The 23,874-nt window shown below is 51.5% G+C and carries 24 protein-coding genes; all 24 read left to right on the plus strand.

Translation table 11 applies throughout. The features are described 5' to 3' along the window. Window positions 1-246 precede the first annotated feature (246 nt). The 24 genes from BMY16_RS12745 to BMY16_RS12855 all read left to right on the plus strand — a co-directional run bounded on the left by BMY16_RS12745 (window position 247) and on the right by BMY16_RS12855 (window position 23,874). Complete coding sequence (locus tag BMY16_RS12745; RefSeq protein ID WP_091843067.1) at window positions 247-2,061, plus strand: clostripain-related cysteine peptidase; 1,815 nt, start codon at window positions 247-249, stop codon at window positions 2,059-2,061. 836 nt (window positions 2,062-2,897) lie between these two features. Beyond that, window positions 2,898-3,773 (plus strand): LpxL/LpxP family acyltransferase, encoded by an 876-nt coding sequence (locus tag BMY16_RS12750; RefSeq protein WP_091843070.1) that lies wholly within the window; start codon window positions 2,898-2,900, stop codon window positions 3,771-3,773. Next, complete coding sequence (locus BMY16_RS12755; protein ID WP_091843073.1) at window positions 3,770-4,870, plus strand: FlxJ family methyltransferase; 1,101 nt, start codon at window positions 3,770-3,772, stop codon at window positions 4,868-4,870. The genes BMY16_RS12750 and BMY16_RS12755 overlap by 4 nt, the downstream gene beginning before the upstream one ends. Next, on the plus strand, window positions 4,870-5,751 hold the full coding sequence (locus BMY16_RS12760) for an LpxL/LpxP family acyltransferase (RefSeq protein WP_244513056.1): 882 nt from the start codon (window positions 4,870-4,872) through the stop codon (window positions 5,749-5,751). Before BMY16_RS12755 ends, BMY16_RS12760 begins: the two co-directional genes overlap by 1 nt. A 14-nt stretch (window positions 5,752-5,765) precedes the next feature. After that, window positions 5,766-6,008, plus strand: coding sequence for an acyl carrier protein (locus tag BMY16_RS12765; RefSeq protein ID WP_091843076.1), 243 nt, complete (start codon window positions 5,766-5,768; stop codon window positions 6,006-6,008). Beyond that, complete coding sequence (locus BMY16_RS12770) at window positions 6,001-6,447, plus strand: hotdog family protein (RefSeq protein ID WP_244513057.1); 447 nt, start codon at window positions 6,001-6,003, stop codon at window positions 6,445-6,447. The genes BMY16_RS12765 and BMY16_RS12770 overlap by 8 nt, the downstream gene beginning before the upstream one ends. Beyond that, window positions 6,416-6,835, plus strand: coding sequence for an acyl-CoA thioesterase (locus BMY16_RS12775; RefSeq protein ID WP_091843081.1), 420 nt, complete (start codon window positions 6,416-6,418; stop codon window positions 6,833-6,835). Before BMY16_RS12770 ends, BMY16_RS12775 begins: the two co-directional genes overlap by 32 nt. Next, the gene (locus tag BMY16_RS12780) at window positions 6,820-7,962 is read left to right on the plus strand and encodes a beta-ketoacyl synthase N-terminal-like domain-containing protein (RefSeq protein ID WP_244513058.1); all 1,143 of its coding nucleotides are present in this window, start codon (window positions 6,820-6,822) and stop codon (window positions 7,960-7,962) included. Before BMY16_RS12775 ends, BMY16_RS12780 begins: the two co-directional genes overlap by 16 nt. Window positions 7,963-7,965: 3 nt before the next feature. Then, window positions 7,966-8,529: a hypothetical protein gene (locus BMY16_RS15870; RefSeq protein ID WP_091843087.1), complete on the plus strand. Its 564-nt coding sequence runs from the start codon at window positions 7,966-7,968 to the stop codon at window positions 8,527-8,529. A 5-nt stretch (window positions 8,530-8,534) separates the two neighbouring features. After that, a complete protein-coding gene (locus BMY16_RS12790; protein ID WP_091843090.1) occupies window positions 8,535-8,792 on the plus strand; it encodes a phosphopantetheine-binding protein in 258 nt (85 codons plus the stop codon). Next, the gene (locus BMY16_RS15565; protein ID WP_244513059.1) at window positions 8,789-9,979 is read left to right on the plus strand and encodes a beta-ketoacyl-[acyl-carrier-protein] synthase family protein; all 1,191 of its coding nucleotides are present in this window, start codon (window positions 8,789-8,791) and stop codon (window positions 9,977-9,979) included. Before BMY16_RS12790 ends, BMY16_RS15565 begins: the two co-directional genes overlap by 4 nt. Further along, window positions 9,976-10,959 carry a beta-ketoacyl synthase chain length factor gene (locus tag BMY16_RS15570; RefSeq protein ID WP_170836103.1) on the plus strand — a complete coding sequence of 328 codons (984 nt, stop codon included), beginning with the start codon at window positions 9,976-9,978 and terminating at the stop codon, window positions 10,957-10,959. The genes BMY16_RS15565 and BMY16_RS15570 overlap by 4 nt, the downstream gene beginning before the upstream one ends. Before the next feature lie 14 nt (window positions 10,960-10,973). Continuing rightward, window positions 10,974-11,327 (plus strand): EamA family transporter, encoded by a 354-nt coding sequence (locus tag BMY16_RS12800; protein WP_091843335.1) that lies wholly within the window; start codon window positions 10,974-10,976, stop codon window positions 11,325-11,327. A 27-nt stretch (window positions 11,328-11,354) separates the two neighbouring features. Next, window positions 11,355-11,993, plus strand: a complete 639-nt coding sequence (locus BMY16_RS12805) for a flexirubin biosynthesis/transport protein LolA2 (protein WP_091843093.1) — start codon at window positions 11,355-11,357, stop codon at window positions 11,991-11,993. Next, a complete protein-coding gene (locus tag BMY16_RS12810) occupies window positions 11,968-12,369 on the plus strand; it encodes a hypothetical protein (RefSeq protein WP_139207225.1) in 402 nt (133 codons plus the stop codon). The genes BMY16_RS12805 and BMY16_RS12810 overlap by 26 nt, the downstream gene beginning before the upstream one ends. Beyond that, window positions 12,356-12,733, plus strand: a complete 378-nt coding sequence (locus BMY16_RS12815) for an ApeI family dehydratase (RefSeq protein ID WP_091843098.1) — start codon at window positions 12,356-12,358, stop codon at window positions 12,731-12,733. The genes BMY16_RS12810 and BMY16_RS12815 overlap by 14 nt, the downstream gene beginning before the upstream one ends. Then, the gene (locus BMY16_RS12820) at window positions 12,687-14,096 is read left to right on the plus strand and encodes a glycosyltransferase (RefSeq protein ID WP_091843101.1); all 1,410 of its coding nucleotides are present in this window, start codon (window positions 12,687-12,689) and stop codon (window positions 14,094-14,096) included. The genes BMY16_RS12815 and BMY16_RS12820 overlap by 47 nt, the downstream gene beginning before the upstream one ends. A 6-nt stretch (window positions 14,097-14,102) precedes the next feature. Continuing rightward, entirely contained in the window at window positions 14,103-15,587 is a 1,485-nt protein-coding gene (locus BMY16_RS12825; RefSeq protein WP_091843337.1) for a phytoene desaturase family protein, read from the plus strand. Beyond that, entirely contained in the window at window positions 15,584-16,492 is a 909-nt protein-coding gene (locus tag BMY16_RS12830) for a flavodoxin family protein (protein ID WP_091843103.1), read from the plus strand. The genes BMY16_RS12825 and BMY16_RS12830 overlap by 4 nt, the downstream gene beginning before the upstream one ends. 19 nt (window positions 16,493-16,511) lie before the next feature. Next, a complete protein-coding gene (locus BMY16_RS12835) occupies window positions 16,512-17,648 on the plus strand; it encodes a dialkylresorcinol biosynthesis protein DarB (RefSeq protein WP_262987332.1) in 1,137 nt (378 codons plus the stop codon). Further along, window positions 17,648-18,886, plus strand: coding sequence for a BtrH-related acyltransferase DarH (locus BMY16_RS12840; protein WP_091843109.1), 1,239 nt, complete (start codon window positions 17,648-17,650; stop codon window positions 18,884-18,886). Before BMY16_RS12835 ends, BMY16_RS12840 begins: the two co-directional genes overlap by 1 nt. Window positions 18,887-18,920: 34 nt before the next feature. Continuing rightward, on the plus strand, window positions 18,921-20,201 hold the full coding sequence (locus tag BMY16_RS12845; protein WP_091843112.1) for a BtrH-related acyltransferase DarH: 1,281 nt from the start codon (window positions 18,921-18,923) through the stop codon (window positions 20,199-20,201). After that, complete coding sequence (locus tag BMY16_RS12850; RefSeq protein ID WP_244513061.1) at window positions 20,198-21,004, plus strand: alpha/beta hydrolase; 807 nt, start codon at window positions 20,198-20,200, stop codon at window positions 21,002-21,004. The genes BMY16_RS12845 and BMY16_RS12850 overlap by 4 nt, the downstream gene beginning before the upstream one ends. Before the next feature lie 29 nt (window positions 21,005-21,033). Further along, on the plus strand, window positions 21,034-23,874 hold the full coding sequence (locus BMY16_RS12855; RefSeq protein ID WP_170836104.1) for an MMPL family transporter: 2,841 nt from the start codon (window positions 21,034-21,036) through the stop codon (window positions 23,872-23,874).

Consider the following 23,874-nt stretch of genomic DNA (forward strand, 5'->3'; position numbering starts at 1 on the left):
TTTCACTTTCAAAAACCTAAATGTCCAAAGTGGGAAAGTGGGAAAGTGGGAAACATTTTGGCGAAAAGTTTGGTTGGTATAGATAAATTGCTTATATTTGCACTCGAAAGTATTCAAAGCCTAAAATATAAGGATATACTAATTAATTTAAACACCTGTTGAAACATCAAGTTTTTATGCGAATTATTTGGCGATGTCATTTTTTCTTTTTATCTTTGCATTTAAATAACTAATTACTAATTTTGAATGATGACTAAAAAGTATCTAATGACCCTCTTAGCAGTTCTTTGCTGCGCCATGACAATGGTGGTGATGACCGCATGTTCAAACGATGACGACAATCTGGCACCTGGTGTCGACAAAAAGATTGTGGGCAATTGGTTTTCCGACGTGTCGGGCATGACCTACGCCAAGTGGAATTATGGCAAGACGTGGCAGAACACTGAGTTCAAGACCGACGGAACAGGCAGCACCCGCATCTATTACCTCATAGGCGACAATGCCATCGGCTGCGAAAAGATCGACTTCACCTACACGGCGTCGGCCAGTGGTGAACTTACTATGACGCCAACCGACAGGGACGTGATGACGGCTAAGTGGCAGGTAGTAGGCGATGAACTTCGCTTTGGCGATGGCGATGACATCGATTTGAGTTTCAAGAAGACCACCAGCGACATGGCCGCTAAGTTCGACACCTGGAGCAAGACGGATGGCATGATCGAAGTGCCGCAGCCAGCCAAATACACCGTTTTCGTATATGGCAATGCCGGTGGCAGAATGGATGATATCATAGAAAAGGGCTTCTGGGAGAAAATACAGAAGTACCTGACTGACCACAACAACGTACGCGTGGTGTGCATGTATAAATATGGTAAGGACGAACCGGATGCAGGAAACCCCTTTAAGGGCAAATATGCAAAACCCGGCGACATCGTGTGGTTTGAACTGACAGACAAGACCGACCTCAACAAGATTAAGGAAAGTGGTCTGCAGGCTATCGGCATGGGTGAGGAAGCCAAGCAACTGAAGATATGCAATCCTAACACCATGCGCATGTTCCTCGAGTTCAGCAGCCTGCAGTGCCCGGCATATGAATACGTAATGGGCATCTGGGGCCACGGCTCAGCCTTTGATGCTATGAACGACGTGCCAGGCAAATATGAGATTAAGAATCCGACGCGAGGTGTGATGGCCGACGAATGGGTAGATGACGAGTGGATGGACATGTACGAAATGAATGATGCCATGAAGGCTGCAGGCATCGACCATTTTAATACGCTGATGTTCCACAACTGCTATATGGGTAATATGGAGACACTGACTCAGGCACGCACCTTTGCCGACTATATCTTTGCTTCGGCCCATGTGCTGAGCAGCAACGGCGAGCTGATGACGGGATTTGTACGTGGACTCGTGGAAACAGGCGATCCCGTGAAGGCAGGAGGGTTGATGTTCGAATACAGTACACCTGTATGGCAGAACAGTTATTTAGCTGAAGATGAAGGTATCATCTATAACGGCGACTACAAGATGATTCGCACTGATAAGTTCGAGCCCATCGTCGATGCCGCCAAGCAACTCTGCGACCGTCTTCTGGCACTCTATCCCACACAGAAGGATGCCATCGATCGTGCCACCAAGAGTGTGTATCGTGTTGAGCCTATCAGGGGTAATGAAAGCTTAAAATTCGAATGGGAGAAACCCTTCTTCGACATAGCCGACTATGCCCAGCTGCTGGCTAAGGAGACAGGCGATGCTGAGTTGAAGACCATCTCGGCCACGTTGGACAACGCCTTCAAGGAGGCTTTCATTCACTATCGCGATGTGAACTACAGCAAAGAGCATCTCGACCATTACACGCTGAGTGTGTGTCTGTTGAACCATAAGTATTACAGCCATAACTATCATAATGTTATCACACCGGAGCCGCTCAACAACTACAACGAGGGCTACGAGAAGTGCGACTTCCACAAACTGACGGGCTGGGGCAAGTGGCTCGACACCAACGAGCAAGACCTGGGCAACAACCCGCAGAAAGGCAGCGGCGGTAAGTTGCTCTAGTCATGGGGACTCTAGTCATGGGGACTGGCACCTGGGTATGGGTGCCAGTTCTCCAAGGATGAGAAATAAAGAACGAGGCTTGCATCCCTGAGGGAGTTTGTCTCGCCTCGCAGTATTTCCCATTCATTCAACCCCAGTCAGCATGGCTTAAGCTGAAGGCCTTACTGATGGATGATCCCGCTTTAGCGCACCTTACGCAATTGAAACGCTGCACGTTTCTCCCGTCAGAAGTCAACATTATTTACCAACCTTGGGCACCCATAAAGCGCCCTTTTTTTAGGCCTTTTCGCACTCTCAGACTTTGTGCCGTATAAACTCAGACGCCATGAAGCGTAAGCCCCAGCTTTATGACGAATGAATTTCAGTTTTATGCTGAAGTGTTTCCATACTGTCCACGCTGGTGGTACACGTGGTACATGGTACAAATGGTACATTTACAATTTTGAGAGATGATGAAAGAACTTGACACCATATTAACTCCTGCGAAATCCAGCACGACCTTCTCTTAATCGTTTCATCGCCCCATCGACCCATTGCGTTTTTTCAGGGGACTTTGTCGGAATCTGATGATTTTTCCGCATTAATGTTCGATTTGTGCTCTAAAAATTCTTTTATTTCATAAAAAAGTAGTAATTTTGCGCCCGATTCTCGTTGCCAGTCACATTTGTGGGGCAAATCAGAGACTTTATATGAGCACATTGTCTAATGTGAAAACTCGAAGAGGCGAGACGATTCCTCCTTGCGCTGGGCTTACACCTGGTGCCTCCCCCGAAGCGTTATTTGACGAAAGAGGGGTGTCGGTAGAATACGCCCCAGAGGTTCATAGCTGAAGATAAATGGCTAATCATCGTACAGACGGCAAAACTTACGGTAACCAGTGGTTGTATAGCACGCTGATTCAGGGTCTGAAGATTCTGAATATCCGCGTGTTCTACTGCTTCATGTCCATCTGCGTGATTCCCTTTACGCTGATTTTCAGTCCCGGGGCGCGCCTGACCTATCGTTACTACCACCTGAGGCGGAAGTATGGCTGCCTGAAAGCGTGGTGGGCAACGTATAGGAACCACTGTCTGTTCGGACAGACGGTGATCGACAAGTTTGCGATGTATGCCGGGCATAAGTTCAAGATGGCTTATCAGGGCAAGGATACCTACGACGCGCTGCTGGCACAGCCCGAGGCTTTCATCCAGTTGAGTGCGCACATCGGCTGCAGTGAGATACTGGGTTACACGCTCCACGTGAGCAAGCCCTGCAACGTGCTGGTGTATGGTGGTGAGAAGGCGTCGCTGATGAGTTACCGCAAGGCCTCGTTCGGTGATATGAACATCCGGATGATCCCCGTGGGTGTGGAGGATTCGCACAGTGAGGACATCGTGGAGGCACTCGACAGGGGAGAGATCCTGAGTGCCTTCGCCGACCGGTTCATGAATATCAACAAGGTTGTGGCTTCTACCATCCACGGCTTTCAGGTGAATCTGGCCAAAGGGCCCTTCTCGCTGGCTACGACGCGCGGTATCGACGTGATCATGGCCAGTGCGATGAAGGAGAAGGACGGCTCGTATACGGCCTACTTCACGCCGCTGCCTTACGACCGCAGTCTGCCCAAGGCGCAGCAGCGCCAGCAGATAGCCGATGCCTATACGGCAGAGATCGAGCGGCTGCTCGACAAGTATCCCTATCAGTGGTTTAATTATTCCAATCTATTTATATGAATTTATCACCTGCCTTGAAGAAGGCATATACCAAAGACCAGCTGTCGGCCCGTGAGGCCCAGAGGCTGGCAGAGTTCATCGCCTGGGGACCAGTGGTGTTCCAGGCTTCACGACTGTTGGTGAAGTTCGGTATCCTGCAGATGATCCTCGACTCGAAGGACGGTCTGACGCGTGCTGAGATCGTGGAGAAGACGGGTCTGAGCGACTATGCCGTGAAGTGCCTCGTGGAGGCCGGTCTCTGCATCGGCACGCTGCTCGTGGATCCTGAGACCGACAAGTTCTCCTGCTCGAAGACGGGCTGGTTTGTGCTCAACGACCCCGCCACGCGTGTGAACTTCGACTTCAACCACGACGTGAACTACGAAGGGTGGTTCCATCTGGAGGAGGCCCTGAAGGAGGGGCGCCCTGCTGGACTGAAGCACTTCGGTGACTGGCCCACCATCTATGAGGGCTTGTCGCAGCTGCCTCCGCAGGTTCAGAAGAGCTGGTTTGGTTTCGACCATTTCTATAGCGACTCTTCATTCCCCGAGGCGCTGAAGATCATCTTCGACGAGCACCATGTGAAGTCGCTCTACGACGTGGGCGGCAACACCGGAAAGTGGGCCCTGCAGTGTGTGGGCTATAACAAGGAGGTGGAGGTGACCATCCTCGACCTGCCCCAGCAGATCGGCATGATGCAAGAGAATGTGAAAGGTAAGGAGGGTGCTGAGCGCATCAAGGGCTATGGCATCAACCTGCTCGACACCGAGGCACTCTTCCCGAAGCGCGAGGGTGGGCTGGACGCTATCTGGATGAGCCAGTTCCTTGATTGCTTCTCGATGGAGGAGATCGTGGGCATCCTGAAGCGTGCGAAGGAGGCGATGACGCCTGAGACACGCATCTATATCATGGAGACGCTCTGGGACCGTCAGCGCTTTGAGCCTGCAGCCCTGTGTCTGACCATGACGAGCCTCTATTTCACAGCACTGGCCAATGGTAACTCGAAGATGTATAACACCGAGGATATGGAGGCTTGCATCCGTGAGGCCGGACTGGAGATTGAGACCATCCACGACCATCTCGGACAAGGACATTCGATAATCGTTGTTAAGAGCTGATGGCTGAGAAGAAGTGGGAAGGAACGACGTATGGTAACGGGCTGATGCACCGTTGGCTCATCCGACTGTTGAGAATCATCGACATCCGGGTGATCTACGTGCTGGCCTATCTCTTCGCTGTGACACCCACGCTCACGAAGCCTGGCTTCAAGCACGCCTACCGCTTCTTCCACGACCGCTTCGGCTATTCCAAGTTGCGCTCGCTGTGGCTGGCTTATAAGAACCACTGCCTGTTTGCGCAGGCCGTAATCGACAAGTTCGCCATGTATGCGGGGCATCATTTCGACATCGAACTGGAGGGCTACGACCACTTCCTGGAACTGGCAGCAAAGCCTGAGGGGTTTGTGCAGCTGAGCTCGCATGTGGGCAACTACGAGATTGCGGGCTACTCGCTGGTGGCAGAGACGAAGCGCTTCAACGCCCTGGTCTATTCGGGCGAGAAGGAGGAGGTGATGAGCAACCGCCAGAAGCTCTTTGATCATGCCAACATCAACATGATCCCCATCAAGGGCGACATGAGCCATCTGTTTGAGATCAATGCGGCGCTGGCCAATGGCGAGACGGTGAGCATCCCTGCCGATCGTATCTGGGGAGCCCACAAGGCCGTGAGGAAGACTTTCCTCGGGCGTGAGGCCAACCTGCCGGCAGGTCCCTTCCAGGTGGTGGCCTCAAGAGGGCTCGACGCACTGGTGGTGCATGTGATGAAGACGGGCACCAAGCGCTATAAGATCTACGTCACACCTCTGCAGTATGACAAGAACGCCCCGCGCAACCGTCAGATCGATGAGTTGGCCGATGGGTATGTGAGGGAGTTGGAGCGCATTATCCGCCAGTATCCCACACAGTGGTATAACTATTTTGACTTTTGGAATCAGAAATAACATTTTTAAGAATTATGACAAGAACAGAAATTGAAGAGAAAGTAAAGGCATTCTTGATTGATGACCTTGAGATTGAAGAAGAAAACATTTTCCCCGAGGCTAAGCTGAAGGAGGATATGGGTATTGACAGCCTCGACTATGTGGATATCGTAGTGATCGTGGAGAAGAACTTCGGCTTTAAGATCAAGCCCGAGGAGATGACCACCGTCAAGACCCTGTCGCAGTTCCATGACTACATCCAGTCCAAAGTTGGATAATCTCAGGGAGCTCCCCATTACGGACCTCATCCCCCAGCGCCCGCCGTTTGTGATGGTGGACAGGGTGTTGAGTTGCGACATGGAGGAAGCCGTGACGGAGCTTGTGGTGCGCGAGGATAACATCTTCCTCGACGACCAGAAGCTTGCGCCTGCGGGCATGATAGAAAACATGGCACAGTCGTGCGCGGCGCGCATGGGATGTGTCAACAGGTTGCGTGGCGAGTCGGTGAAGATAGGCTTTATAGGCGATATTCGCGACTGCCGGATCATCCGTCAGCCCCGCTGCGGGGAGACGCTCACCACGCAGGTACATATCATTGAGGAAGTGTTCAGTCTGACCCTCGCCAATGTATCGGTGATGGTGAACGACGAGGAGATTGCCTCGGCACGTATAAAAATTGCCTTAAGTGAAACGCCTGCAGTCGACATTCAGCATTAAGATCCGCTTCAGCGAGATCGATGCCATGCGCGTGGTGTGGCATGGGGCATACGCGAAGTATTTCGAGGATGCCAGAGAGTATTTCGGCGAGGCGTATGGTATCGGCTATAAGGTGATCGAGAAGAACGGCTACTTCGCCCCGTTGGTGGACCTCTCGTTTCAGTACAAGAAACCGCTGACGTATGGCATGACGCCCGAGATCACCATTACCTACCAGCCCTCGGAGGCAGCGAAGATTGTCTTCGACTACGAGATACGCGACAAGGCAACGCAGGAGGTGATGGCCACAGGCCACTCCGTACAGGTGTTTATGGACCTTAACTATGAACTCGTCTGGACGAATCCGGACTTCTATGAGGCATGGAAGAAACAGTGGCTGAAAGATTAACGGTCGTCGTGGCCGATCATATCGTATCGCCCTTAGGGTTTTCTACGAGCGACAACTATGCTGCAGTGAAGGCAGGCCAGACGGGTTTGCAGCGGTATAGTGGTAAGTGGGGTCTGCCCGAGCCGTTCATGGCTGCGCTCATCGATCGCGATGAGGCGCTGGCCGTGTGTGAGCGGGCGGGCATCCATGGTCATTACACCTTCTTCGAACGGCTGGCCATCCTGTCTGTCCAGCAGGCCCTCCAGCAGTGTGAGGTGGATGTGACGTCGAGCAGAACGCTCTTCATCCTCTCGACCACGAAGGGAAATGTAGACCTGTTGCGGGAGTCGCAGGAGGGCATTGCCGAGGAGCGCGTGTTGTTGGGTGAGGCTGCGAAGACCATCGCTGCCTACTTCGGTAATCCCAACCAGCCCATGGTGGTGTCGAACGCCTGTATCTCGGGCGTCTGTGCCCAGATAGAGGCAGAGCGGCTGTTGAAGGCGGGTGTCTATGATGCCGTCATCGTGTGTGGCGGAGATATCTTGTCGCCTTTCATCGTGTCGGGCTTCCAGTCGCTGATGGCACTGACGGATACGCCGTGCCGTCCGTTTGATGAAGACCGCACAGGCATCAACCTGGGCGATGCCGTTGCCACTATTATATATAAAGGTGTAACGGAGCGGCGTGAGGGCGTCTGGACGGTGGCGAAAGGAGCCATCCGCAACGACGGCTATCACATCTCGAGTCCGTCGAAGGTGGGCGAGGGTAGTTTCAGGGCTTTGCGCCACATTCTCGAAGGCGTGGACCCCGAGGAGATTGCCGTGGTGAACGCCCATGGTACGGCGACGCTCTTCAACGACGAGATGGAGTCGGTGGCTATCGACAGGGCTGGTCTTGGCGGTGTGGCTGTGAACAGTCTGAAAGGCTATTACGGACACACGATGGGGGCAGCGGGCATCTTGGAGACGATCATCACGATGCGTGCCCTCGACGAAGGGCTGGTCCTGGCCACGAAGGGTTATGAGAACTTAGGCGTGAGCAGACCTGTCCAGGTGACGAAGCAGAACCTGACGACGCAGAAGCGGACGTTTGTGAAGATGATCTCGGGCTTTGGAGGGTGTAATGCAGCGATGCTGCTCAAACATTGAATCATGAAGATGGTTGCGGAGATAGAGATAACAACTGAGGGGATAAGCCTGAACGGGCATCCTGTGGAGACGAAGGGCGTGGGTGCAGATATGCTGAACGAAGCCTATCGCCACTACGTGAACGACTATCCGAAATACTTCAAGATGGACGGTCTGAGTAAGTTGGGCTTCCTGGCATCAGAACTGCTGTTGCAGCAGCTCGACGAGGAGCGGTTTGTGCCTCGTGAGGACAGGGCCGTGGTACTCTTCAACCGGAGCGGTTCGATAGAGGCCGACCGTCATTATCAGTCTACCATCAGTGATGCAGACAATTTCTTCCCCAGTCCTTCGGTGTTTGTCTATACATTGCCGAACATCGTGACGGGCGAGATTGCCATCCGTAACAAATACCTGGGCGAGACCTCGTTCTGCGTGCTGGACCATCAGGATGAACAGAAGATGCAGCAGGTGATAGAGGGCGCGTTTCAGGATGGTGTGACTACCAGTATCTTAACAGGCTGGGTGGACTATGCCGACCACAGCCATTTTAGTGCGAACATCAAATTAATAACCAACAAAAACGAATAAAGTAAATGGAAGATTTAGTATTAGAGTTGAAGAATGAAATCATCGAGGCCCTGAACCTTGAGGATGTGAAACCCGAGGATATCAATGACGATGATCCTTTGTTCGGTAGTGGTCTGGGTCTTGACTCTATCGACGCCCTGGAGCTGATTGTGCTCTTGGAGCGTAAATACGGTATCAAGCTGAAGGATCCCAACAAGGGTAAGGAGGTCTTCAAGAGTATCAATGTGATGGCGAAGTTCATCACTGAAAACCGTACGAAGTGATTCCCATCTATATCACTGGCAGTGGAGTGGTCTCGGCCATCGGCGTCGGGAAGGAGGCCACGTTGGCAGCACTCCAGGCAGAAGAGACGGGCATCCGGAAGTTGAAGTATCTGGACTCTTGTCATGAAGAACTGCCCGTTGGTGAGGTTCAGCTGAGCAATCACGAGATGAACCAACTGATGGGTGTGGCCGATGATATCCGGCATACACGTACGGCACTGATGGGCAGACTGGCCCTGCGCGAGGCCTTGAAGGAGGCCCGTCTGGAGCGCAACGACCTGAAGGCGATACCTTTTATCTCTGCCACCACCGTGGGCGGTATGGATCGTCGTGAGGCTTATTACGCCGAGGAAGCCAACTGTGACTTGGTGCATGCTGAGATCTCCACACACCATTGTGGAACGTCTACGGAGATGATTGCCGAGCCGTTTGGGGAGTTTGCCTCGATGGCAACGCTCTCTACAGCCTGTTCTTCTGCGACGAATGCCCTCATCACCGGTGCCAATATGCTGCGCTGTGGCATGGCGGATATCGTGGTGGTGGGTGGCTCCGAGAGTCTGTCGAAGTTTCATCTCAACGGCTTCAATGCCCTGATGATCCTCGACCACGAGCAGTGCAGACCTTTCGACCGCAACCGTGCCGGACTGAACCTCGGCGAGGGAGCTGCCTATCTGGTATTGGAGACAGAAGCCTCGGTGAAGCGACGTGGGGTAAAGCCCCAGTTTGTGCTGAGCGGCTATGGCAATGCCTGTGATGCGTTCCATCAGACGGCCTCGTCGCCCGACGGTGAGGGTGCTTACCTGGCAATGCAGGAGGCCCTGCAGTTGGCTGGCCTGAAGCCAGAGGATATCCAGTATATCAATGCCCATGGTACGGGAACGCCCAACAATGACGAGAGCGAGGGGCATGCCATCCAGCGCGTGTTTGGTGAGCATCTGCCGCCCGTATCGTCAACGAAGTCGTTTACAGGTCATACTACGAGTGCCTCCGGTAGCATCGAGGCTGTGTTTTGTCTGCTGGCCCTCCAGCACCAGTTCCTGTTGCCCAACCTCAACTGGCACGAGCCGATAGAGGGTGGAATCATCCCGGTCATGGAGCAGAAGCCTCAGGGGGAGATCCGTCATATCCTGAGCAACGCCTTCGGATTTGGCGGTAATGACTCTTCGATAATCCTCTCAAAACTATGAAGAAAGTATTTATACAGGCGGCAGAGCAGGTGTCGATCCAGGAGCCACTCTCAGAGCGGTGGATGACGGAGCCCCTGAGCTATGACGAGCCTCTCGTCAAGGCCCAGAACCCTGCATTTCGCGACTATATGGCTGCCAACGAAGCCCGCAGGATGGGCGGCTTGATGAAGCGTGCCCTCGTTACAACGCTGAAGGTGTTGAAGGAGACGGGCATCGAGCATCCTGACGCCATCATCACTGGCACCTGTCTGGGTAGTCTCGACTATACGGAGCGCATCCTCGATGCGATGTTGGAGAATGGGGAAGAGGCGCTGAGTCCCACCCATTTCATGCAGTCGACGCACAACACCGTGGGTTCGGCATTGGCCATCTACACCAAGACGCATGGCTATAACACCACCTATTCGCATGGTAGCATCAGCTTCGACCTGACCGTTCAGGATGCCTGGATGCAGATGCAGCTGGGCAAGATCTCCACGGCTCTGGTTGGTGGTCATGACGAGATGACGGAAGGCTATTTCAGTAAGTTGCAGCAGGTGAAATATGTTGGTGTGGAGGGGATGGTGCCCTGTGGCGAGATGGCTATGTCGATGCTGCTGAACACAGACTCCAGCGTAGACCACCTGGCAGAGTTGGCTGGCATCCGGATGAGTTTCCGACCCTCAGGTGAACAGTTCCAGCAACAGTTGGATTCGCTATTGGCTCAGGCAGGTATGACACTGGATGATGTCAGTCTGGTGATGACAGGCATGAATGGCAATCCTGCCAACGACCAGCTTTACAAGCCCATGCTTGATTCATTGTTGGCAGACAAACCCACGATGGACTACAAGCATGTTTTTGGTGAGAACTATGCCGCCTCGGCACTGGGCCTCTATGCCGCTGCCCATCTGTTGAAGCAGAAGGATGAGCTGAAGGCTATCCTGTTGTTGAATCTGACGCTGACAGGCGACTGTTCGATGATGTTGGTTAAGAAATAAGAGATAAGAGGATGATACTGAAGCTGTTACCAATCTCAATCCTGCAATGCATGCTCCTCTCCGGAGGGCAGGTGTTGATGAAATACGGCTTGACCAAAGCGGGTGACTTCTCGTTTACATGGCAGTATTTCGTGAGGCTTTTCACCAATTGGCAGTTTATCAGCTGTGGCCTCTGCTACGGAGCAGGTTCCATCCTGTGGATGTATATCATCAAGCACTTCCCGTTCAGCATGGCCTATCCGATGGTGAGCCTGAGTTACGTGATGGGTATGTTTGCAGCCATCATCTTCTTCCACGAACAGATACCTATGACCAGATGGATCGGGGTATTCCTGATCATGTCTGGATGTGTGCTGATTGCAAAATGATTGAAGATTGAAGATTGAAGATTGAAAATGAGAAAAATACTATTGTCTTGTCTCCTTGTCTCCTTGTTTTCTTGTCTCCCTGCTTGGTCGCAGACGAAGCTTACGGCTGAGCAGCAGAAAGAGATTGTGGCCAAGGTGGACAAATCGGCCTCTGCCATGACGCAGATGCAGTGTGAGTTTTCACAGACCAAGAGCATGAAGCTGTTGAGTAAGGAGATGCAGTCGAAGGGCGTGATGTATTTAAAGAAGCCAAACAAGTTGCGCTGGCAGTATACATCGCCTTATGACTATACCTTCATTATGAATGGCGACAAGGTGCAGATCAAGTCGACGAAGTCTACCAAGAACATTGATGTCCAGGGAAATAAGATGTTCCGTCAGATTACGAACATCATCCTGAACAGCGTCACTGGCGGCACGTTGAAGAGCTCGAACGACTTCACGGTGGAGATGTATAAAGCCGATGCCGGCTATTATGCCAAGCTGTTGCCCAAGAAGAAGGAGCTGAAGCAGTTGTACCAGTATCTGGAGATCTGGTTCAATCCAGCCCTGACGATGGTGAGCAGTGTGAAGATGGTGGAGAAGACGGGCGATGTGACCGTGGTGAAGCTGACCAATACCAAGATAGGTGTTGCCGTTGATGAAAAACTGTTTGCTATTCATTAGTCTGCTGTTCCTGTTGTGTCAGCCGTGTGTGGCTCAGGAGACGGGCGACTCTGTGGTCAGCAGGGAGTATAATCTGTTGATGCAGGTGAAAGGGCAGGAGCTCACGAGCATCTGCATGATGAACGTCTCGCCCGATGGCAGCATCGTGGGTACGGTGGTCAGTGAGATGGGTATGAAGGCTTTCGACTTCACCTATGACCATGGTAAGGCCAAGGTGCTGAATGTGGTGGCCTTTCTGAACAAGTGGTATATCCGCAGGGTACTGAGAAAGGATCTGGCCTATATCCTGCCCAAGTTGGAACCGGATCAGGAGTGTCACTACAAGCGACGCTGGATAACGTACACATTTACCCCCATGAATAATGAAACTGATTAATGATTTTTTTGAGATCGTGTCGAAGGAGTCGGGCGAGGGCACACTGAAGTGCAAGGTCAGACTCCATCCCGAGCACTTCATATACCAGGCCCATTTCCCTGGCAACCCTGTGACGCCAGGCGTCTGCCTGGTGCAGATGGCAGCAGAGATCTTAGGACAGGAGTATCAGCAGAGTCTGATGCTGTCGCTCTTGAAGAACATCAAGTTCAAGAAGATTGTGCACCCGGAGGATGAGCCTACATTTGTCTTTACCAAGGTGGTGAAGGCAGAGGGGATGCTCAGTGCGAACGTGAGCATCGAGGACGAAGAATCCCAATATGTCAAAATGTCGCTGCAATATATGTGCGATCATTCCAACGTATAATAACGCTGGAACGGTCAGACAGGTTATCGATGATGTCCTCAGACACTGCGATCAGGTGATCGTGGTGAATGATGGCAGTACCGATGAGACGGCCGCGGTCCTACAGGCACTCCCTGCAGGTGTCACCGTGGTGACGCATACTGAGAACAAGGGTAAGGGTCATGCGCTGGTGACAGGCTTCAGGAAGGCGAAGGAGATGGGCTTCACCCATGCTGTGACCATCGATGCCGACGGGCAGCATTTCGCAGATGACATCCCTCTCCTGGTGGAGGAGATGAGACGGGACCCTGAGGCAATCATCGTGGGATGCCGTAATCTGACGGAAGAAAACATGCCCAGACAAAATACGTTTGCCAACCGTTTCTCGAATTTCTGGTTCAAACTGCAGACGGGCATTCCCTTGCCGGATACACAGAGCGGATTCCGACTCTATCCCTTGGCCTTGCTGAAAGGGCTGAGTCTGATTACCTCGCGCTATGAGGCAGAGCTCGAGCTGTTGGTGTTTGCCGCCTGGGCTGGTGTCTCCGTGAAATCGGTAAGTGTCAGGGTGTATTACCCGCCAGCAGAAGAGCGTGTGAGTCATTTCCGTCCGGTATATGATTTCTTCCGTATCAGCGTGCTGAACACCATCCTGTGTGTCGTGGCGCTGTTCGTGGGGCTCAAGCAGTGGGCCTATACCATTTTCTCGTTTGCCTATTTCCTGTGCTTTGCCCTCGACATGACGGTGAGGGGCTTCTTCCTCTTAACGTTGGGAGGGGCTACGAAAGAGCACAAGCTGAAATATCATACCATCCTGCAGAGGAAGTCGCGCTTTGTCATCAACCATGTGCCTGGCACGACCTTCTCTTATAGTAATCCGAATGGAGAGACGTTCGACAAACCTGCGATGATCATCAGCAACCACCAGTCGCACCTCGACCTGATGGGTATCATGATGCTGACGCCCAAGGTGATCATCCTCACAAAGAACTGGGTGTGGCACAATCCTTTCTATGGCATTGTGATCCGCTATGCCGATTTCTTCCCCATCACAGATACCGACCAGATGATGAACGACCTGAAGCAGAAGGTGGAAGAAGGTTACTCGGTGATGATCTTTCCCGAGGGAACGAGGTCGGAAGACTGTCGCATCCAGCGTTTCCACCGCGGAGCGTTTTATCTGGCCGAGCAGTTAGGACTGGATATCCTTCCCGTCTATATCAATGGTTTCGGAAAGGTGTTGCCAAAGAAGTCGTGGCATCTGCATCCTGGACACATGTCGGTGGAGGTGATGCCGAGGGAAAAGATGACGGAGGGCTATCGGGCGATGGCTCGGAAGATGCATAAGAAATTCGTTGCGGGCTTTGCCCTCAATGATGAATGATAAATGATGAAGAAGTGTGTGATCATAGGTAGTGGACTGGGAGGCTTGGCCTGTGGCTGTATCCTGGCGAAGAATGGTTACGAGGTAACCGTTCTTGAACAGGGTGCTCAGATAGGCGGCTGTCTGCAGTGTTTCCGTCGTGGTGATGCACTTTTTGAGACGGGCATGCACTATATCGGTAGTGCGGAGCCCGGACAGGTGCTCTATACATTCCTCCATTATCTGGGTGTGGATCAGAAGATCCAACTCTCGAAACTGAATCCCAAGGGTTATGATGTGATTTCTTTTAAGGGACAGCATTACCTGATGGCTAACGGCAAGGAGGCATTTGTTGAGACCCTGGCACAGCAGTTCCCTCAAAGTCGGGAGGAATTGAGCCGTTATTACGACTTAGTGAAACAGGTGGCCTCGTCGTGGGCCATGCATTCGCTGCGTAAGGATGTAGACCTGAACGTGAATGCCGAATACCAGATGCGTAGTGTCAATGAGGTGATCGACAGTCTGATTTCCGATCCCACGCTGCGAGAGGTGTTGGCAGGTATCGTACCCCTCTATGCGGGGGAGAAAGACCATACACCGTTTTATGTCCATGCCCTGATTGCCGACTCGTATGACCAGAGTGCCTCGCGCATTGTGGGAGGGAGTAGTGTGGTGGCTGATGCACTTGCTGATGCCATCAGAGAAAGGGGAGGACAGGTGTTAGTGAAACGTATGGCTTGTCAGATTGAATGTGATGACAAACAGGCTACTGCCGTTATCACCTCGGATGGTGAGCGGTATGCTGCCGATCTCGTGATCAGTGCCATCCATCCTGCCAAGACCATGCAGATGGTCCAGAGCCGACTTATCCGCCCTGCCTATCGTCAGCGTATCATCGAGGGACGTAACTCCACCTCAGCCTTTACAGTCTATCTGAAGTTCCGTAAGGACAGCGTACCCTATATGGACCATAATTTCTATTACTACCGTGGCGACTCCGTATGGGGTTGTGAACAGTATGACGAGGCATTGTGGCCCAAGTTCCTGTTGTATATGCATTTCTGTCAGGAGGCGAATCCCGTCTATGCAACGACGGGTGAGATTCTGACCTATATGACGATGGACGAGGTGCGCCAGTGGGAGGGAACCCATGTGGGCCGTCGTGGTGAGAGCTATGAGGCCTTTAAGCAAAAGAAAGCAGAGGCAGCCATCGCCGCGCTGGAGGAGGAGATGCCTGGCTTGAGCGAAAAGATAGAAGCCTATTACACGTCGACACCATTGACATATATCGACTATACGGGTGTACCGGAAGGGGCGTTGTATGGTATGATGAAGGATGTCGACCTGTTGGGTTCGGCAGGTGTGACTAGCAGAACACGTGTTCCCAATCTCCTGTTGTCAGGACAGAGCATCACGCTTCATGGTATGATGGGTGTGCTGGCAGGTAGTATGGTGACGTGTTCGGAAGTGCTGACGATGGAAGAAATCATTTCTCAACTGAACCAAGCATGATCGTCGTATTCTATTATACTCAGAGTGGTCAGGCGTTGGATGTTGCCAAGCGCATCTGTCAGCCATTGGCAGAGGCAGGCACAGAGGTGGTGTGGAGACCCATCATTCCCCAGCAGACGTATCCTTTCCCCTGGAATAAATACGAGTTCTTCGACTCTTTCCCAGAGACGCGTCTGGGTATGCCGCCTTCTGGCATCCAGCCATTGGATTTCTCAGGCATTGAGAAGGCTGAGCTGGTGATGATTGTCGGGCAGTCGTGGTTTTTGTCGCCTTCGCTGCCCCTCCAGTCGTTCTTCGAGAACGAACAGGTAAAAGCTTATTTGGAAGGAAAGAAGGTCGTCTTCGTCAATGCCTGTCGTAACATGTGGCTGATGACGGGTAGGGCTGTGAAGGCTTATCTCCATGAGATTAAGGCCTGTCAGGTGGGGCATATTGTCCTACAGGATACAGCACCGAATCTGATCAGTGCCCTGACGATAGTGCGCTGGTTGTTGTATGGAAAGAAACAGTCATCTTGGCTGTTGCCCGCTGCTGGTGTCAGGAAAGCCGATATCGAGGATGCCTCACGGTTTGGCGACATCATTAAGATTGCCATTGAGAAGAATGACTTCCAGCATTTGCAGCCACAGCTATTGGCTGCAGGGGCTATCGACTATAAACCCTCCATTCTGCTTCTTGAGAAAACTGGTCACCGTATGTTCGGTCACTGGGCACACTTTATCAGGAAACGTGGCGGATTCAGGGATCCATGCCGTCGTACGCGCGTGAACCTCTTCTTTTATTATCTGCTAGTGGTACTGTTTGTGGTTTCACCCTTTGCCCAGCTTTTTTTCTATCTCACCTATCCGCTGCACTGTGTAGGGAAGCATAAGCGTGAGGATTGTTACATCGAATCAAACAATTAAAAGATATACATTAATCATGATGGACGTTTTTATAACAAAAGCATCGAGATTCTTGCCCAATGATCCTGTCGAAAATGACGATATGGAGGCTTTTCTTGGTATGGTTGACGGGAAACCGTCAAAAGCTAGAAGGGTCATTCTCCGACGTAACGGTATCAAACAGAGGTACTATGCCTTAGACAAGGATGGTAACGTGACACATACGAATGTGCAGATGGCGGCCAATGCCGTACGTGGGCTTCTGGATGACCAGCTGACCATTGATGACATTGATCTGTTATCCTGTGGTACTGGTTCTCCGGAGCAGCTGATTCCCTCGCATGGTGTGATGGTACATGGAGAGCTCGGAGGTAAAAAACATATGGAGGTCGTATCGTTTGCCGGTTCTTGCTGCTCTGGCGCCGATGCCCTGAAGTATGCGTATATGGCCGTGAAACTCGGTCTCTCGAAGAATGCTGTCGCTGTGGCATCAGAAAGGTCTTCGGCTTGGATGCGTGCAAGCTATTTCCAGAAGGAGTCGGAGCAGCTGGCACAACTGGAAGATCAGCCGATGTTGGCTTTTCAGAAAGATTTCCTGCGTTGGATGTTGTCTGACGGTGCTTTCTCGGTGCTGTTACAGGGAAAGCCTTCCGCCTCAGGACTCTCACTGCGCCTCGACTGGATTGACATCACATCGTATGCCAACACCAAGGAGACCTGTATGTATGCAGCTGCCGATAAGGATGCTGATGGTCGTGTGAAGGGTTGGGCTTCTTTCCCACAGAGTGAGTGGCTTACGGAATCTATCTTTGCCATCAAACAGGATACACGTATGCTTTCGGAGTATATCGTGCCGCTGGGTGTACAGTATCTGATAGAGATGGGTAAGAAGCATCAGTTTACGCCTGATGACGTAGACTGGTTCCTGCCTCACATGTCGTCGATGTTCTTTAAGGATGTGATTATCGAGGAGTCGGCTAAGCAGGGATTTGCCATACCAGAAGAGCGCTGGTTCTATAACCTGCCTAAGATTGGTAACATCGGTTCAGCCTCGGCTTTTGCCATGTTGGAGGAACTAATGGATTCTGGTCTGCTGAAGCAGGGACAGAAGGTGCTGGTAATGGTACCCGAGAGTGCCCGTTTCTCGTATTGCTATTTCATGCTTACCGTCTGCTAATGAAGATTGAGGAAGTTCCACAGGACTTGAAATACTGTGAGGGTGCCGTCATGCGGGATCAGAACTATGCCGTCGATGAGGAAGGCCGTTACCATATGGTCAAGAGCGACGGCTGGGCACCCAAGAACGATGCTCTCGATCTAGCCTTGGAGGAAGATAAGGACAAGGAGGAACGCAGCCGCATGGCGATGCGGACCTCTACTGATTTCCAAGGGTTTGAGTTACCCCTTAGTCACCAGCCATCGGCTCACTGTGAGAATGGTGCTATCTCGACGCTGTTGCGCTATTACGGCATCGAACTGTCGGAGCCGATGATCTTCGGTCTGGCCAGTGGTCTGTTCTTTGTCCACCTGCCATTCATCAAGATGTCAGGCATGCCTGTGACGGCTTTCCGTACCTTCCCCGGGGTGTTGTTTAAACGCATCACAAAACTCCTAGGTATCAAGACCGAGACCCGTCGGTATCTGAGTCAGGAACGAGCCATGAAGGCCCTTGACCATATACTTATCGACCAAAAGACCCCTGTGGGCTGTGTGGTGGGCATGTTTGATTTACCTTATTTGCCTCCCGAATACCGTTTTCGCTTCAATGGTCATAATATCTGCATCATCGGCAAGGATGAAAAGTCAAACCATTATTGTGTGCTCGACTCTAACGCTACGCAGAAGGTGACCATCAGTCGTGAAGACCTGATGAAAGTGCGTTTTGCCCCAGGTGGTACTTACCCCTTATTGGGACAGATGTATTGGATAAAATCTGTGCCCGAGCAGTTGCCTGACATGAAGACCCTTGTGGTGAAATCCATCAGGAAGACCTGTTGGTATATGGTGTCTCAGCCTGGTTTCATCCACATTGCAGGCGCCAATGGCATCCTCTATCTCTCCCGTCGTATCCGTACTTGGGAGCAGACCATGGGGGCTCGCAGGGCAAAACTCAATCTGGCACAGCTGATCCGTATGCTTGAAGAGATTGGCACGGGTGGGGCAGGTTTCCGTTTTATCTATGGTGCCTTTCTGCAGGAAGCTGCCGAGAAGACGGGCCTCAGCTTCCTAAACGATTATTCTGTACGTATTACGGAAATTGGCGACCTGTGGCGAGTGTTTGCCTATAAGGCTTCACGTATCATTAAAAAACGTGCAGGCGAGAACTATACCTACGATGACCTGGCAGACTTGTTGCAGGTTATTGGTGATAAAGAAAAGGCCTTTTTCAGAGAATTGGCAGAGGCTGTTCGTTGAAACATAAAATGACCATCATTTCATTATTCCAATTATGAAGAAAAAAGATGTCCCTCAGGACCTGAAGTATTATAAGGGAAGTGTCATACGTGACCTGACTTATGCAGTAGATGATGAAGGAAAATACGAGCCTGTCAGGAGTGACGGTTGGGCTCCCAAGACAGAAGCTTTGGACTTGTTTCTCGACACGCTTGACGACAAAGAAGAGCGTGATAAGATGGAGTTGCTAGTGCCGACGGAGTTTAGTGGTCACGAGTTAAAGATTAACCATAGACATGCAGCCCATTGTGAAAATGGTACCATCTCATCGCTGCTCCGTTTCTATGGCATAGAGATGTCGGAACCTATGGTGTTCGGTCTGGCCAGTGGATTGTTCTTTGCTCATCTCACCTTTGCCAAAATGGGTGGTCTTCCCGTGACAGCCTTCCGCACCTTCCCAGGTGTGCTGTTTAAGCGTATCACACGGCTCCTTGGCATTAAGTCGGCCTCAAAGCGATATCTCAGTAAGGAGAAAGCCATGCGTAAGCTCGACCAGCTGATCTTGGAAGAGAAAATACCAGTAGGTTGTGTGGTGGGTATCTATGATTTGCCTTACTATCCTCCAGAAAACCGATTCCGTTTCAATGGGCACAACATCTGCATCATCGGAAAAGATGAGGAGAGTGGTGACTACCGTGTACTTGACTCCAATGCTACAGAGAAGGTGACTATCAGTCGGGAGGATCTTATCAAAGTGCGCTTTGCCAAGGGCGCCTATCCTTTGTTTGGACAGATGTATTGGATTAAGTCTATCCCTAAAGACCTGCCTGAGCACCTGCGGACGGACAAGCCTGACAAGGAATTCCTGAGACCCTTGGTACTTAAGGCTATCAAGGATACTTGTAAGAATATGACATCACAGCCCAAGTGGTTCCCGTATGTTGGCGTCAATGGCATTCATTACTTGGCACAGAGAATGCGTACGTGGGAACAGAAGGAAGGCAAACGCCGTGCACGTATCTTACTCGTTCAGGTAATCCGTATGCTCGAGGAAATAGGAACGGGTGGCGCAGGCTTCCGTTTCGTCTATGGTGCCTTCCTGCAGGAAGCTTCAGAGCGGACTGGCATTGCCGAACTAAACGACTATTCCATTCGCATCACCGAGATAGGCGATATGTGGCGTGATTTCGGCTATAAGGCCTCAAAGGTGTTCAAACGTCGTGCTGGTGATGATCTGACCTACAACGATCTAGCTGATATGGTTGAAAAGATCGGCGAGGCAGAGCGCTCGTTTTTCCTTGAATTGCAGAAAGCAGTTGAACGTTATATGAAATGATCTCAAGATATTACACATTCATCATTGTTCTCCTAGTGTCGCTGAGCGTGAAGGCTTATAAGCTCACGGCCTATATTCCACAGGAAAACCCCACAGGGACAGGGGTGATTGTTTGTCCCGGCGGCAGTTATTGTTGGCTCGACAAGCAGGGTGAAGGACATGATGTTGCCCAGTGGCTTCGTGATAATGGTATAGCTGCATTCGTCTTGGAGTATAGTCACGCAGGTTGGGCTTCGTTCGCCTTTCATGTCCATATGGCATCCCGTTCTTTTCCAGCAGGTTTTAATGATTTACGTCATGTGCTCGACAGCATACGCTGTCATGCTTCAGAGTATGGTGTGCGCCCAGAGAGGATTGGTTGCATGGGATTCTCGGCTGGTGGGCATTTGGTGATGCACGGTGCAGAACAACTTGCTGGCACGCCAGAATCCATGTTCTTTGTGGCGCCGCTCTATCCCGTTGTGTCGATGACGCATCCTACGACGCACAAGCGTTCGCGCCGTGGGCTTCTGGGTGAATCTCCGTCTCAGGAGATGAAAGACTCCCTGTCGTTGGAGCACCATGTGTCTGCCAAGTGCCCACCGGTGTTTCTGATGAACTGTGACGACGACCCTATCGTACATTATCATAATGCTGAGATGTTGGACTCAGCCCTGACCGCTCATCATATCCCTCATCAGTATGAACATTACCGTACAGGTGGTCATGGATTTGGCGTATCGCCAGAGAAGACAACATCCGAGGCCATCCAGTGGAAGGAACGCTTCCTCGACTGGTTACACCGTTTAATCAAGAATAGCTGATGGTAAATTTTTTCCTCCGAATATTCGATTTGTTACAGCGACGTCGCTCACTCTGCATGTGGCTGTTGGTAGCCTTGACGGCAGTTTTGTTTGTCATGGTTGCCTCGCTGAAGTATAATGAGAATATCTATGATTTTCTGCCCGTTAGTGGCAATGAGCAAAAGGCAATAACCCTATATCAGGATATCTCGGGCGGACAGCGTGTCTTTGCCATGTTCCGTATGAAAGAGGGTGAGACTCTTGATCCCGATCGTCTGACGGAAGCTGTTGATTCCTTCGCTCAAGGCTTACAACCAGTGTTGGAGTCTGGACATATCACAGAGGTAACCTCACAGGTAGATTTCGAGAAGGTGACAGGCATCACCGACTTCGTCTATCAGAACATGCCGTTGATGCTGCGCGACTCTGATTATGTGCGCATGGAGCAGATCCTCTCGTCACCAGATAGTATCGACAAACAGTTGGCAAATGATGTCCAGATGATCATGATGCCTGCAACAGGCTTCTTCTCATCGAACATCAGCAATGACCCGCTGGGACTCTTCGCCCCGGTGATTGACAGGCTGCAGGCCCGTCAGTCGTCGATGCCAATGGAGATTGACAATGGTTATATCTTCTCTTCTGGACGGAAGATGGCGATTGCGATGATGACGTCACCTTACGGAGCTATGGAGTCGGCGAACAACAGCATGCTCGTCAACGAGGTTGATAGTGTGGCCCAGCAGACGATGCTAGCTGTTCCCGGTGTCGATGTGGCTACTACGGGAGCTCCTGTTATTGCAGTAGGTAATGCCTCTCAGATCAAGGAAGACAGCAAGTGGGCCATCTCTATCTCTGTGACGCTGATCCTCTTACTCCTCGTATTCTCCTTCCGCAAGGTGAAGAACCTGCTGCTCATCGGAGTGGCCATCATCTTTGGCTGGCTTTTCGCCATGGGCTTCATAGCGGTCATGCGTAGCGATGTGTCGCTGATAGTGCTGGGCATTGGCTCTATCATCATCGGTATCGCTGTGAACTATCCTCTTCACTTCGTATTGCATACCGACCATAGTGGTACGGTGCGCGAGGTGCTGAAGGAAATGGTGTCGCCTCTGCTTATTGGTAACATTACTACCGTTGGTGCCTTTGCCAGCTTGATACCGCTCGATGCACCAGCTTTGCGCGACTTGGGACTATTCGCAGCCTTTATGCTTGTGGGCACCATACTCTTTGTGCTTGTCTTCTTGCCACATCTTGTGAAGAAACGCCAGGCAGAGGAAGAGGAACGCCTGACATTCGGCAAGATATCATCGATGTCGCCAGAGCGTCACCGTTGGCTGCTCTGGGTCATTCTGGCGCTGACGCTTATCTTTGGTTGGTACAGTCTCGACACCTCGTTTGATACGAACATGCACCATATCAACTACATGTCGGATACCCAGACAGAACTGTTGTCGAGCATGCGGGCTACTGCAGGTTTAAATGATACGGCGAACGTGTACGTCGTCGCGGAAGGCGAGACGTGGGATGAAGCCCTACAGCATCGTCAGGCGATAGCCCCCCTGCTCGACAGCCTTAAGTCGGCAGGAAAGATGCACTCTTATACCGATGTGACAACCATTATCTGCTCACAACAGGAACAACAGCTTAGAATCGACCGTTGGAACGATTTCTGGGAGAATCATCGAGCTGAAGCGATGGCACAGCTACGTAAGAAGGCACCTGCCCATGGCTTCAATGTGGAGGCTTTCAGTGGTTTTGAGTCGATATTGTCAGATACCTATGAACCGAGGTCTTTCGATTATTTCGAACCACTGCGTTCTGTCTTGTTCAGTGGATCGTTTAGCGAGAGTACAGGCCGTTGCTCAGTTGTCGATGTAATAGATGCCGGTGGCCTTGATCCTGTACCAGTTGAGGAGGTGTTGAACGAACGTCTCGACGGCGTCGGTTATGCCTTCGACTTCGTGGGGATGAACAGCGCCATTGCCAACTCGCTCTCCAGCGACTTCAACTATATCGGCTTTGCATGCGGATTCATCGTGTTCCTCTTCCTTTGGATATCCTTCGGACGGTTGGAGCTCAGTTTACTTGCATTCCTGCCGATGGCATTGGGCTGGATATGGATTCTGGGTATCATGAGTATGCTCGACATGCAGTTCAACATCGTCAATGTCATCCTCGCCACGTTCATCTTCGGACAAGGCGACGACTATACTATCTTTATCACCGATGGTCTGCTCAACGAGTATGCTTATCGGAAAAAGTTGCTGCCCTCGTATAAAAACAGCATTGTTATCTCGGCCCTTATCATGTTTATAGGTATGGGCTCACTCATCGTAGCAAAGCATCCTGCCCTCCATTCTTTGGCCGAGGTCACTATCGTGGGCATGTTTACCGTAGTGCTGATGGCGTGGGTGGTTCCTCCTTTGATCTTCAATTGGTTGGTGCGTCGTCATGGTGAGGTGCGTCCAGAGCCTATCACGATCCCCTTCCTGCTACGTAAGCTGATAGGCTATCGTAATCCTCATCAGCCTGGCACTACCCATTATTTCCACCATTACCTTATCGGCAAATACACTTACAAAGGCTTTGGTATCGAACGTGAGACACGCCAGTTGCTGAATCGTTACGACGACTTCAGTGAATGGATAGATGGCTACAAAGCTAAGTCGGGTAGGGTGCACGTCCTGAATGCAGGTCGTGGACAGTTCTCATTGCTTTTCGCCCTCGTCCATCCAGAGATAGACGTTTGGTCGTATGCTTCTGACCCTGACGATGTAGCCTTGGCTGCTGCCTGTGAGCCCATGCCTTCCAATCTCCACGTCTGCAGTGCCACCGCTGAGAAGCCTGCTGGCGGAGATATCCTCGATCTTCAAGAAATCGTAAAATAG

The sequence above is a fragment of the Prevotella sp. ne3005 genome, from assembly GCF_900110085.1.
Lineage (GTDB): Bacteria > Bacteroidota > Bacteroidia > Bacteroidales > Bacteroidaceae > Prevotella.